At 67.3% G+C, this 12,574-nt stretch carries 13 protein-coding genes; 9 read left to right on the top strand and 4 right to left on the bottom strand.

Translation table 11 applies throughout. The features are described 5' to 3' along the window. Positions 1–54: 54 nt before the first annotated feature. From KZX46_RS08255 to hppD, 4 genes are read right to left on the bottom strand one after another with little or no spacing between them, the layout of a single operon-like run. The gene (locus KZX46_RS08255) at positions 55–1,062 is read right to left on the bottom strand and encodes a fumarylacetoacetate hydrolase family protein (protein WP_219776196.1); all 1,008 of its coding nucleotides are present in this window, start codon (positions 1,060–1,062) and stop codon (positions 55–57) included. Next, positions 1,059–2,327, bottom strand: a complete 1,269-nt coding sequence (gene hmgA / locus KZX46_RS08250) for a homogentisate 1,2-dioxygenase (protein ID WP_219776195.1) — start codon at positions 2,325–2,327, stop codon at positions 1,059–1,061. Before hmgA ends, KZX46_RS08255 begins: the two co-directional genes overlap by 4 nt. Further along, positions 2,327–2,674, bottom strand: a complete 348-nt coding sequence (locus tag KZX46_RS08245; protein WP_219776194.1) for a TfoX/Sxy family protein — start codon at positions 2,672–2,674, stop codon at positions 2,327–2,329. The genes hmgA and KZX46_RS08245 overlap by 1 nt, the downstream gene beginning before the upstream one ends. After that, positions 2,674–3,750, bottom strand: coding sequence for a 4-hydroxyphenylpyruvate dioxygenase (gene hppD / locus KZX46_RS08240; RefSeq protein ID WP_226896180.1), 1,077 nt, complete (start codon positions 3,748–3,750; stop codon positions 2,674–2,676). The genes KZX46_RS08245 and hppD overlap by 1 nt, the downstream gene beginning before the upstream one ends. Positions 3,751–3,944: 194 nt before the next feature. Here hppD and KZX46_RS08235 point away from each other — a divergent pair, with 194 nt between their 5' ends. The 9 genes from KZX46_RS08235 to KZX46_RS08195 all read left to right on the top strand — a co-directional run bounded on the left by KZX46_RS08235 (position 3,945) and on the right by KZX46_RS08195 (position 12,566). Then, complete coding sequence (locus KZX46_RS08235) at positions 3,945–6,074, top strand: TonB-dependent receptor (RefSeq protein ID WP_219776193.1); 2,130 nt, start codon at positions 3,945–3,947, stop codon at positions 6,072–6,074. 535 nt (positions 6,075–6,609) lie between these two features. Then, positions 6,610–8,739 carry a prolyl oligopeptidase family protein gene (locus KZX46_RS08230; protein ID WP_219776911.1) on the top strand — a complete coding sequence of 710 codons (2,130 nt, stop codon included), beginning with the start codon at positions 6,610–6,612 and terminating at the stop codon, positions 8,737–8,739. 51 nt (positions 8,740–8,790) lie between these two features. Further along, positions 8,791–9,255: a universal stress protein gene (locus tag KZX46_RS08225; protein ID WP_216709655.1), complete on the top strand. Its 465-nt coding sequence runs from the start codon at positions 8,791–8,793 to the stop codon at positions 9,253–9,255. Between the two features lie 67 nt (positions 9,256–9,322). Continuing rightward, on the top strand, positions 9,323–9,880 hold the full coding sequence (locus tag KZX46_RS08220; protein WP_216709656.1) for a NifU family protein: 558 nt from the start codon (positions 9,323–9,325) through the stop codon (positions 9,878–9,880). Beyond that, the gene (locus tag KZX46_RS08215; RefSeq protein WP_219776192.1) at positions 9,877–10,461 is read left to right on the top strand and encodes a malonic semialdehyde reductase; all 585 of its coding nucleotides are present in this window, start codon (positions 9,877–9,879) and stop codon (positions 10,459–10,461) included. Before KZX46_RS08220 ends, KZX46_RS08215 begins: the two co-directional genes overlap by 4 nt. Beyond that, positions 10,461–11,054, top strand: a complete 594-nt coding sequence (tsaB, locus tag KZX46_RS08210) for a tRNA (adenosine(37)-N6)-threonylcarbamoyltransferase complex dimerization subunit type 1 TsaB (protein ID WP_219776191.1) — start codon at positions 10,461–10,463, stop codon at positions 11,052–11,054. Before KZX46_RS08215 ends, tsaB begins: the two co-directional genes overlap by 1 nt. Continuing rightward, entirely contained in the window at positions 11,051–11,518 is a 468-nt protein-coding gene (locus KZX46_RS08205) for a GNAT family N-acetyltransferase (protein ID WP_216709658.1), read from the top strand. Before tsaB ends, KZX46_RS08205 begins: the two co-directional genes overlap by 4 nt. Positions 11,519–11,614: 96 nt before the next feature. Beyond that, positions 11,615–12,037 carry a MucR family transcriptional regulator gene (locus KZX46_RS08200; RefSeq protein ID WP_219776190.1) on the top strand — a complete coding sequence of 141 codons (423 nt, stop codon included), beginning with the start codon at positions 11,615–11,617 and terminating at the stop codon, positions 12,035–12,037. Positions 12,038–12,098: 61 nt separating this feature from the next. After that, the gene (locus KZX46_RS08195; RefSeq protein WP_216709660.1) at positions 12,099–12,566 is read left to right on the top strand and encodes a Fur family transcriptional regulator; all 468 of its coding nucleotides are present in this window, start codon (positions 12,099–12,101) and stop codon (positions 12,564–12,566) included. Positions 12,567–12,574 lie beyond the last annotated feature (8 nt).

The raw sequence follows: 12,574 nt of genomic DNA, 5'->3' as shown, positions 1-12,574 counted from the left end.
ACGAAAACGTCCGATTTCGTCAACTCTGTCAACTTAACCGAACTGGCGGAGGGTTCAGTCCGCGACAACCGCCTGCTCGATCGCCCCGAAGATCGAATGATGCCGCTCGTCGAGCATCTCGATCCGGACGACATTGCCGGGGCGCAGGAACGGCGTCGTCGCCGCGCCGCCGGTGATCGTCTCGACGACGCGAACTTCGGCGATGCAGCTGTAGCCGCGCCCGCCCGCCGCAACCGGGAGCCCCGGGCCGCCGTCGGTGCCGCGGTTGCTGACGGTCCCCGAGCCGATGATGCTCCCCGCGCCGATCGCCCGGGTCTTCGCCAGATGCGCGATCAGCGTGCCGAAGTCGAAGGTCATGTCCTCCCCCGCGTCGGCGCGTCCGAACGCCTGTCCGTCGAGATCGACCGACAGCACGCCGTGGAGCTTGCCATCGCGCCAGCGGTCGCCGAGCGCGTCGGGGGTGACGAACACCGGCGACAGCGCGCTCGCCGGCTTCGACTGGACGAAGCCGAAGCCCTTGGCGAGTTCGGGGGCGATCAGCCCGCGGAGCGAGACGTCGTTGACCAGCCCGACGAGGCGGATCGCCGCAAGCGCCTCGTCACGGCTTGCTCCGCGCGGGACGTCGCCGGTGACGACGACGACCTCGGCCTCGAGGTCGAGCCCCCACGCATCGTCGACGAACGGGATCGGGTCGCGCGGCGCGAGGAACTGGTCCGAACCGCCCTGGTACATCAGCGGGTCGGTCCAAAAGGTCGCGGGCATCTCCGCTCCGCGCGCCTGCCGGACCAGCGCGACGTGGTTCACATACGCCGAGCCATCGGCCCACTGGTACGCCCGGGGCAGCGGCGCGGCGGCCTCGCGCTCGTGGAAGCGGCTGTGCGGGACGGCGTCGTGCGACAGGCTCTCGGCCACGCCGCGCAGCACCGGCTCGGCATGGTGCCAGTCGTCGAGGGCCGACTGGAGCGTCGGCCAAGCCAGCGGCGGCGCTGCGCACCATGCAAGGTCGTCGGACACCACGACCAGCCGTCCGTCGCGACCGTGCTTGAGACTGGCGAGCTTCATGGCAGTTTGGCCTTTGGAAAGCCGGCCCATGCGGCGTCATAGTCGGGCTGGGCGCGGTCGAGGGCGAAGCGGGTCGGGCGGAACGGCCAGCAGCTTTCGACCATGAACGCCATCGTCGCGTCGAGCTTGCGCGGGGCGAGTTGGGCGGCGCTGGCGGCCTGCCACGTCGACAGGTCGGGGCCGTGCCCCGCCATCAGGTTGTGGAGCGACAGCCCGCCGGGCGCGAAGCCTTCGGCCTTGGCATCGTACGCCCCGTGGATCAGCCCCATGCACTCGCTCATGATGTTGCGGTGGAACCACGGCGGGCGGAAGGTGTCCTCGGCGACGAGCCAGCGCGGCGGGAACAGGACGAAGTCGGCGTTGGCGCGCCCCGGCACCCCCGACGACGAGGTCAGGACGGTGTAGATCGACGGGTCAGGATGGTCGAAGCTGACGCTGCCAATCGTGTTGAAGCGAGCGAGGTCATACCGCCACGGCACGAGGTTGCCGTGCCAGGCGACGACGTCGAGCGGGCTATGGTCGAGCTGCGTCGTCCACAGGCTGCCGAGCGACTTCTGGATCAGCTCGAACGGCTCGTCGCGGTCCTCGAACCACGCCTCCGGGGTCTCGAAGTCGCGCGGGTTGGCGAGGCCGTTCGCCCCGATCGGGCCGAGGTCGGGCAGGCGGAACAGGCTGCCGTGGTTCTCGGCGACATAGCCCTGCGCGGTGCCGTCGGGGAGGAGGGCGCGGAAGCGGACGCCGCGCGGGACGAGGGCGATCTCACCGGGCGCAACGTCGATCCGGCCGAGCTCGGTGAGCAGCGTCAGCCGCCCCGCTTGCGGGATGAACAGCAGCTCGCCATCGGCATCGACGAAGGCGCGGACGTCCATGTCCTTGGCCGCGCGGTAAAGGTGGACGGCGACCCCTTCGAGGCTGGCCGGATCGCGGTTGGCGACCATCGTCGTGATCGAATCGATCAGGTCGAGCGGCGCGGCGGGCATCGCCAGCGGGTCCCAGCGCAGCCGGTTCGGCGCGAGCGGGTCGTCGACCGTGCCGGGGGCAAAGTCGGGGGCGCCGGTGTAGCGGACGAAGGGCGGGTGTGAGGCGCTCGGGCGGAGCCGGTAGAGCCACGACCGCCGGTTCTCGTGCCGGGGCGCGGTGAAGGCGGTGCCGCTGAGCTGCTCGGCGTAGAGGCCGAAGGCGGGACGCTGCGGCGAGTTGCGCCCGACGGGGAGCGCGCCGGGGACTGCCTCGGTGGCGAAATGGTTGCCGAAGCCGGTCAGCATCAGCCCTTCGCCTTCTTCACCGGCTTTGGCTTGAGCCCGGCCACGCTGGCGACGGCCCAGTCATGGAGCGCGGCGGAGTCGGCGACGACCTCGGACGGCAGGACGACGTAGGACTTGCTCGACGGGGCGTCGGGTTCATAACGGAGCGGCAGAGCGCCCGGCAGCGCCAAGGCCCGGTCACGCTCGGTGCCAGACAGCTTGAGCGCGAGGCCGACGTCGGACAGCGAGGCGAAGACGACCCCGGCGGCATAGCCCATGATGCCGCCGAACATCTTGCGGAACGACAGGTCGAGATCCGGGGCGGCGGCGAGAAGCTGCGCCTGCAGGTCGGCCGGGTCGGTTGCCATCAGGCCTCGACCTTGCCCGGGATGACCCCGCGGCGGAGCTGGTCGAGCTCGAGGCTTTCGAACAGCGCCTTGAAGTTGCCCTCGCCGAATCCGTCGTTGCCCTTGCGCTGGATGATCTCGAAGAAGATCGGCCCGACCATGTTCTCGGTGAAGATCTGAAGGAGGAGGCCGCCGCCGGTCTCGGGCGCGCCGTCGATCAGGATGCTGCGCGACCGCATCTCCTCGACCGAGTGGTTGTGCCCGGGGAGGCGCTGGTCGATCATATCGAAGTAGGTGTCGGGCGACTCCTGGAAGCGGATGCCGTTGGCGCGGAGCTTGTCGACGGTGGCGAAGATGTCGTCGGTGGCGAGCGCGAGGTGCTGGATGCCCTCGCCCTTGTAGGCGCGGAGAAACTCCTCGATCTGGCTGTGCTCGTCCTGGCTCTCGTTCAAGGGGATGCGGATCTTGTCGTCGGGGGCGGTCATCGCCTTGGAGAACAGCCCGGTCGACTGGCCCTCGATGTCGAAATAGCGGATCTGGCGGAAGCCGAAGATGCGCTCGTAGAACTCGGCCCAGTGCGCCATCCGCCCGCGATTGACGTTGTGGGTCAGGTGATCGAGCGTGTGCAGCCCGACCGAGTTATCGTCGACCCCGGCCCCCGGCACCGGCTTGAAGTCGACATCGTAGATCTCGTGCTCGCCGGTCCGGTCGACGAGGTACAGGTTCGACCCGCCGATCCCCTCGATCGCCGGGATGGCGAGCTCCATCGGCCCGACCGGGCCGGTCACCGGGGTGGCGCCGCGCGAAACCGCCTCGGCAAAGGCGTGCGCCGCGTCGCCGACCCGGAACGCCATCGCATTGGCGGAGGGGCCATGGGCGTTGCGGAACTCGGCCGCCTGTCCCGCGGTATCCATGTTGAGCAGGAAATTGATCGCCCCCTGCGCATATCGCCGCACGTCCTTCGACCGGTGGGTCGCGACGTGGGTGAAGCCCATCGCCTCGAACAGGGCAGCGAGCGCCTGGGGGTCGGGGCCGGTGAACTCGACGAACTCGAAGCCGTCGAGGCCCATGAAATTGTCGGTCGTGGTCGTTGCCATCGATGTCTCTCCCGGCCGGATGCAGGCGCTTCAGCGCCCGTTCACTGTTGCTGCGGACATAGGCGCACGCAGCGAGACCGGCAACGGCAGGCTTGAGATGACCGATGGCGGTAGCCTTGATGAACGATAAATGGTTTAGGCAGCGGTCGCTCGCTCGGGTAGATGTGATACTATATCGTTACATGGAGTTGCTCGTGCGCCCTACCCTGTCGACCGCGTCACTGCTCGCCGCGACCTGCCTGCTCCCCATCGCCGCCGTCGCCCAGGTCAAGCCGACGACACCACCCGCGCCATCCGACGAGATTGTCGTCACCGCGCGCAAGCTCGATGCCGCGCGCGACGCGATCCTGCCGAGCCTCGGCGCGAGCGACTATAGCTTCGACCGCGCGACGATCGACTCCCAGCCCGGCGGGCAGGACCGCGGGATCTCGCAGTTGCTCCAGCAGGCCCCCGGCGTCAGCCAGGACAGCGACGACGAGATTCACGTCCGCAACGAGCATGGCAACGTCCAGTACCGGCTCAACGGCGTCATCATCCCCGAAAGCATCGCCGGGTTCGGCCAGACGATCGACACGCGAATCGCCAAGTCGGTCAATCTGCTCACCGGCACCCTGCCCGCGCAATACGGCTACCGCACCGCCGGGGTGGTCAACATCGCGACCCAGTCGGGGGCGTTCGACCTTGCCGGTAACGTCGACCTGTATGGCGGGTCGAACGGGCGGGTCGAGCCGAGCTTCACGCTGCAGAACTCGACCGGCGGCCTCAACTATTTCGTCTCGGGAAGCTACCTCCGTGACGACCTCGGTATCGAGAACCCGACCCGGTCGCGGAGCGCGATCCACGACCGGACCGAGCAGTATCGCGGCTTCGTCTATCTGTCGCAGATCCTGTCCGACACCAGCCGGATCAGCGCGTTTGGCGGGACGGCCATCGGCAAGTTCCAGATCCCCAACAATCCGGGGCAGGTCGGCGCGTATCAGCTCAACCGCCAGACGACCTTCGATTCGTCGCTGCTCGACCAGAACCAGCGCGAGGTCACCCACTACGGCGTCGTCTCGTATCAATATTCAGGCGACGCACTCAACGTCCTCGTCGCGCCGTTCGTCCGCTATTCGCGGACCAGCTTCCTGCCCGATCCGGCGGGCGGCGACATCATCTTCAACGGCTTCTCCGACCAGTCGCGGCTGTCGAGTCTCGTCTACGGCGTCCAGGCCGACGCCAGCTACAAGCTGTCCGAGGCGCATACGCTCCGCGGCGGCGTCTTCTTCCAGAACGAGCGGACGCGGTCGAACGTAACGTCACGGGTCCTGCCGACCGACAGCGAGGGCAACCAGACGAGCGACACCGCCTTTCCGATCACCGTCGCCGGCAGCAAGACCGGCCAGCTTTACGGCGTCTATCTCCAGGACGAATGGAGCCTGACGCCCGAACTCACGCTCAACGTCGGGGCACGCTTCGACGCGGTCGACGCCTACACCAGCGAGAACCAGCTCAGTCCGCGGATCAATCTCGTCTACACGCCGACGACGGGAACGACCTTCCATGCCGGCTATGCCCGCAACTTCACCCCGCCGCCGCAGGAGCTGATCGGGACGACGACAGTCGCCCAGTTCAACGGCACGACCAAGCAGCCCGAGGTCCCCTTCTCGTCCGCGGTCAAATCCGAGCGCGAGCATTACTTCGACGCCGGCGTCCTCCAGACCGTCCTCCCCGGGCTGACGGTCGGCCTCGACGGCTATTACAAGATCAAGAAGGACCTGCTCGACGAGGGCCAGTTCGGCGAATCGCTCGTCCTGTCACCGTTCAACTACGAAAAAGGCTATGCCTGGGGCATTGAGCTGACGACGACGTACCGGCGCGGCGCATTGTCGCTGTACGGCAATGCGACGCGCGGGCAGGAGAAGGGCAAGAACATCGTCTCCAGCCAGTTCTTCTTTGCCCCGGCCGAGCTCGCGTACATCCAGAACCACTATATCTACACCGACCATTCGCAGAATTGGAGCGCGTCGGGCGGCGGCTCGTATGCGTTCGGCGACGGCATCGGCAAGCTCACCCCGTCGGCCGACTTCATCTATGGCGATGGTCTGCGCGCGGGGGATCCGGCGGGGATCGTCCCCAACGGCGGCAAGCTGCCGTCGTACGTCCAGGTCAATTTCGGCGTCAGCCAGTCGATCGACGCGCTCAAGGGCCTGTCGATCCGCTTCGACGTGACCAACGCCTTCGACCACAGCTATGCGATCCGCGACGGGTCGGGGGTCGGGGTCGGCGCGCCACAGTACGGGGCACGACGGGCATTCTTCGGGGGAGTCCGCGCGTCGTTCTAGTGGCGCGGCCGGGCCGGAAGGTTACACAAGTCCACTGAACGACCAGCTTTTTCGCATCCACGCGCGCTGTGATTGCCGCGTAGGCTGCGATCGCCCACTCCGCCGTCATCGCCGCGAAGGCGGGGACCCATTGTCCCAACGTTCAGTGGTGATGGGTCCCCGCCTTCGCGGCGATGACAATTCAGGCAGACGTCTCAGCATCTTGCCAATGCCACCCGCGGCCGACCGTGCCCAAAGGTTACACAAGTCCACGAAACGACCAGCTTTCGAGCTTTGAGCATGCAAGCTCTGCGGAGAAATCACGACGAATTGCATGTTTCGGTGACAGCCCTCCCGAGCCGCATAAGACAACGACTCCAACAATGAGAAAGAACGCGGTGCCGGCAAGTACGCGCCGACTCGAACCCGCGATCATACCGCATCGCCAGCCCTGTAGGACAGCGCCGCGCCGCTGATCGCGTCGCCGCAGGGATTGTCGTTCGCCGTCGCGGTCGCCTAGGTTGCTTGCGCCTTTGAGTCCGATAGGAACCCCGTGATCCGAACCCTGCTCGCCGCCTCGACGATCGCCACCCTCGGCGGTGCCGCCGCACCGGCAGCCGCCGCCCCCCCTGCCGCAACCGCGACCCCCGCCGCTACCGCTGCCGACCCCTACCTCTGGCTCGAAAGCGTCGACTCGCCCCGCGCGATGGCGTGGGTCAACGCGCGCAACGCCTACAGCACCGGGGTGCTCGAGGCCGACCCGCGCTACAAGACGCTATACGACGAGGCGCTCGCTATCGCTGGGGCGAAGGACCGGATTCCGCAGCCGACCTTCACCCACGGCGCGATCTATAATTTCTGGCAGGACCCCGACCATCTCCGCGGCATCTGGCGGATGACGACTCTCGCCAGCTATCGGACCGACGCGCCCGACTGGAAGACAGTCCTCGACGTCGACGCGCTCGGCAAGGCCGAGGGGAAGAGCTGGGTGTGGCACGGCGCGCATTGCCTCGAACCCGACGAGCGGCGCTGCCTGATCTCGCTGTCCGACGGCGGCGAGGACGCGGTCGTCGTCCGTGAATTCGACCTCGACACCGGCAAATTCGTCGCTGGCGGCTTCGACCTGCCGCGCGCCAAGCACGCCGTCGCGTGGGAGGACGCCGACCATTTGCTCGTCGCGAGCGAATGGACCCCCGGCGACCTGACCAGCTCGGGCTATCCGTACATCGTCAAGCGGCTAACGCGCGGCCAGCCGCTGTCATCCGCGGTCGAGGTCTATCGCGGCACCAAGGGCGACGTCGAGGTCAACCCGGTCGTCCTCCACGACGCGCAGGGCCGCCAGCTGACGATCATCCAGCGCGCGATCGACTTCTTCCACTATGAGACCTTCGTCGTCACGCCGACCGGGACGAAGCGCCTCGCGATCCCGGCGAAGGCGAGCGTCGCCGACCTCGTCGCCGGCCGCGTCGTCGTCAGGCTCGACGAGGCGTGGACGGCCGCCGGCACGACATTGCCGTCGGGGTCACTCGCCCAGCTCGACCTCGCCGCGGTCGAGGTCGCGCCCGATGCGCTCAAGCCGAGCCTGATTTGGGCGCCCGGGCCGCGCGATGCATTGGGCGACGTCGCCGCGACGCGCGACACGCTCGTCGTCACGACGCTCGACAACGTCCGCGGGCGGGCGTGGGTGTTTACCCCGGCGGCGGGCGGGCGGTGGACCCGGGCGAAACTCGATGTTCCCGATAATCTCGCGGTCGACCTCGGCGACGCCGACCGCCGCTCGAACCGCGCGTTCGTGCGGATGAGCGGCTTCCTGACGCCATCGTCGCTCGCGCTCGCCGACGCCGCGACGGGCTCGCTGGCAACGGTCAAGACGCTGCCTGCGAAGTTCGATGCGTCGCGCGACGTTGTCGAGCAGTTCGAGGCGACGTCGACCGACGGAACGAAAATCCCGTACTTCGTCGTCCACCGGAAGGACCTGAAGTACGACGGCTCGACCCCGACCCTGCTGTATGCGTACGGCGGGTTCCAGGTTAGTGAGACCCCCGATTACAGCGGCGCAATGGGCAAGCTGTGGCTCGAGCGCGGCGGCGCGTACGTCCTCGCCAATATCCGCGGCGGCGGCGAGTTCGGCCCGGCGTGGCACGAAGCTGGCTTGGGCGTGAAGCGCCAGATCGTCTACGACGACTTCGCCAGCGTCGCTCGCGACCTGATCGCCAAAAAGATCACCTCGCCGCGCCGCCTCGGCATCGAGGGCGGGTCGAACGGCGGGCTGTTGATGGGGGTCGAGTTCACCCAGCACCCCGAATTGTGGAACGCGGTAGTCATCCAGGTGCCGCTGCTCGACATGATCCGCATCGGCCAGATCGCCGCCGGGGCATCGTGGCAGGGCGAGTACGGCAACGTCGACGACCCGGCGGTGATGGCATTCTGGCAGAAGACCTCGCCGTACGCGAACCTGCGCGCGGGGGTGAAATACCCCGAGCCGTTCATCTTCACCACGACCAAGGACGACCGCGTCGGCCCGCAGCACGCGCGCAAGTTCGCCGCGCGGATGGAGGAGATGGGCTATCATTTCTATTATTACGAGAACACCGAGGGCGGGCACGGCGCAGGGGCGGACCTCAAGCAGGCAGCGCATACGACCGCGCTGACGATGACGTATCTGCAGAAAAAGCTGATGGAATAGGGTTAATTTGCCGGGCTTGTCCGGGGGCGGCAAGCGCCTAGACTGTGCCCCGTGGACAACGTTCGGACCTTCCTCGTCGTCGTCGACGACACTCCCGAGAGCCGGGTGGCGATGCGCTTCGCGGCGCTGCGCGCGGCGCACGTCGATGGCCGTGTCACCCTCCTCCACACGATGCCGGTCACCGAGTTCATGCAATGGGGCGGGGTCCAGGAGTTGATCGAGGCCGAGGCCAAGGCGAATGCCGAAGCTTTGCTCGCGGGCGTCGCCGACGAGCTTTTCACCTTGTCGGGGCAGCGGCCGGGGATGATCGTGCGGCAGGGCGAGCCGACCGCGGCGGTGCTCGAGACCGTCGCCGCCGATCCGTCGATCCGCGCGCTGGTGCTCGGCGCGGCGCCGAAGGGTGCGCCCGGTCCGTTGGTGGCGTTCTTTTCGGGCGAGCGCGCGGGGACGCTGCCGTGCCTCGTGATGATCGTCCCCGGCAGCCTCAACGACGCGCGCCTCGCCGAACTGGCGTGAGCGGCCGGCCCCGACTTGATCTGACGGGCGTGGCGCGCCACATGCGCGGTGACCCCGGAGACTGACCATGTACATCGAGACCGAGCGCACGCCGAACCCGCAGACGCTCAAGTTCCTGCCGGGACGCCCCGTCATGCCGTCGGGGACGATCGGCTTCACCACGCCGGAGGACGCCGCCGCATCGCCGCTCGCTGCCGCATTGTTCGGCCTCGGCGACGTCGAGGGCGTGTTCTTCGGGTCGGACTTCGTTTCGGTCAACAAGGCGGAGGGATCGGCCGACTGGTCGTCGCTGAAGACGCAGGTGCTCGGCATCCTCGTTGACCACTTCAGCAGCGGTGCGCCGATCATGGCGGGCGAAGCCGCTCCCGCCGCGGCGATCGACGACGACCCCGAGGATGCCGACATCGTCGCGCAGATCATCGACCTGCTCGACACCCGGATCCGCCCGCAGGTCGCGAACGACGGCGGAGACATCATCTATCGCGGCTTCAACCGCGGCATCGTCTCGCTCCAGATGCAGGGCGCGTGCTCGGGCTGCCCGTCGTCGACCGCGACGCTCAAGGGCGGGATCGAGTCGCTGCTCAAATATTACGTCCCCGAAGTCGTCGAAGTCCGCGCGGTATGATGCTCGACGACGCGGCGCTCGACACACTGTTTCGCACCGCCCGGACTTATTACAGCTGGGCCGATACCCCGGTATCCGACGCAACGCTGCATACGCTGTATGAGCTGGCAAAGCTCGGGCCGACGGCGGCGAATTCGTCGCCCGCGCGGTTCGTCTTCTGCCGTTCGGTCGAGGCGCGCGAGAAATTAGCCGGGTGCGTCAGCGCGGCCAACGCCGACAAGGTCCGCACCGCGCCGGTGACCGCGATCATCGGCATGGACATGGAGTTCTACGAGAAGCTGCCGCACCTGTTTCCGCACGCCGACGCGCGGTCGTGGTTCGCCGGCAAGCCCGACGCGATCCACGAGACGGCGTTCCGCAATTCAAGCCTGCAGGGCGCGTATTTGATCCTTGCGGCGCGGTCGCTTGGGCTCGACTGCGGGCCGATGTCGGGGTTCGACAAGGCCAAGGTCGACGCCGCGTTCTTCGCCGGCACCACGGTCGAGGCCAATTTCATCTGCTCGATCGGGCACGGCACGACCGAGAAACTGTTCCCCCGCTCGCCGCGGCTGGACTTCGACGAGGCGGCACAAATCAGCTGATGCGCCTCGTCATCGAAACCGCGTTCGCGCTCTCGGTGGCGTTGCTCGACGATGACCGCATCGTCGCCGAGGAGCATCGCGAAGTCGGCCGCGGCCATGCCGAGGCGCTGATGCCTGCCGTCGCCGCCGTCGTCGGCAACTCCCGGGTGACGGAGATCGTTGTCGACATCGGCCCCGGCAGCTTCACCGGCCTGCGGATCGGCATCGCCGCCGCGCGCGCGCTCGGACTGGCGTGGGGCGTACCCGTTACCGGCGTCGGATCGCTGAGCCTGATCGCCGCCGCCGCGTTCGCTGCCGACCCGTCACTGGCCGCAGTCACCGCAGTCGCCGATGCCGGTCGCGGACAAGTCTACTGGCAATCGTTCGACCGCGACTTCGCCGAGACGGGCGAGGCGGCGGCAGGCACTCCGGAAACGATCGCCCTCCCGCCGAGCACGACCTGCGCCGGACCGGGAGCGGCCCTTATCCCCGGCGCGCGATGCCTCGATCTTTCGCCCCCGCGCGCAGCGAGCCTCCGCAACCTGCCGCGCTCCGCCTGGTCGCTGCCCCCAGTGCCACTCTACCTCCGCGCGCCCGACGCGGTCGCGGCATGACCGCAGCGCTGCGCCTCGCCGACGGTCGCGACATCGCGCCGATCATGACGGTGATGACCGCGGCGTTCGACCCGCGTTACGGCGAGGCGTGGTCGGCGCCGCAGGTTCTCGGCTCGTTCGGCACCGGGATCGCCTGGGCCCGCCTTGCCGAAGATCATGGTGAACCGGTCGGCTTCACACTCTGTCGCCGTGTCGGGCCCGAGGCCGAACTGTTACTCATCGGCGTCCCGCCTTTATGTCGCGGCAAAGGCTATGGCGGCGAATTACTCAGTGCCGCACGACACGATGCACAAATCCGCGGGGCCGACGCACTATTCCTTGAAGTGCGGGAAGACAATAGTCCCGCTCTCGGACTGTATCGACGTGGCGGATTTATCGCTATCGGCAGGCGGCGTGACTATTACCGCGGCCCCGGCGACGTCAAGTTCGACGCCATCACATTGCGTTGCGATCTGGCCCGATAAATTAACTCACATATAGTCGCCTAGTCGCTTGTCAAAAAAGGATGCTCACTGCATATGACGCGATAATCATCCTCCACAAATAGTTAAGGGCTTACCATGACCGACCCCCGCGCGGCGCACGCCGAGTTGCTCACGTTGACCGCCGACATCGTCTCGTCGCACGTCGCCAACAATACCGTCGCCGTTTCCGATCTCGCGACTGCGATCAGCAGCGTCTATGCTTCGCTCGCTGGCCTTGGTGGCCCAGAGCCGGTCGAGACGCCGAAGCTTGAGCCCGCCGTGTCGGTCCGCGCTTCGATCAAGCCCGATCACATCGTCTGCCTCGAAGACGGCAAGAAGCTGAAAATGCTCAAGCGCCACCTGATGACGCGCTACGGCATGACCCCCGACGCCTATCGCGCCAAATGGTCGCTGCCCGCCGATTATCCCATGGTCGCCCCCGACTATGCCGCGCAGCGCCGGACGCTCGCGAAGAAGATCGGCCTCGGCACCAAGCGCAACGTTGCGCGCTCGCGCTAAGGCACGGCTTGCCGCTGCGCCCCGGCCTTTCTAGGGTGCGGCGGCAGCAGGACGTGACCCGATGAGCGGCAGGATCGATATCGAGACGTTGTGCGCGGCGAAGGGTCTGCGGATCACCGAGCAGCGCCGGACGATTGCGCGCGTCCTGTCGGATGCGGTCGATCATCCCGATGTCGAGGAGCTGCACCGTCGCTCGGCGGCGATCGACCCGGGCATTTCGATTGCGACGGTCTACCGCACCGTCCGTCTGTTCGAAGAATACGGCATCCTCGAGCGCCACGACTTCCGTAACGGGCGCTCGCGCTACGAAGCGGCGGGCGAGGAACATCACGACCATCTGATCGACATCGAGAGCGGTCAAGTCATTGAATTTCATGACGCCGAGCTCGAGGAACTTCAGCGCAAGATCGCCGAGCGCCTCGGCTTCCGCCTCGTCGATCACCGCATGGAATTATACGGGGTGCCGATCGTAAAGTCCTCGGCGGACGAACCCGCGGTCGCGAAGTCTCCGGTAGCCACGCCAACGTGACCAGCCCG

This window comes from Polymorphobacter sp. PAMC 29334, from assembly GCF_019431245.1.
GTDB classification, from domain to species: Bacteria; Pseudomonadota; Alphaproteobacteria; order Sphingomonadales; family Sphingomonadaceae; genus Polymorphobacter_B; species Polymorphobacter_B megasporae.
This window is presented reverse-complemented; position numbering and strand designations above follow the sequence as displayed.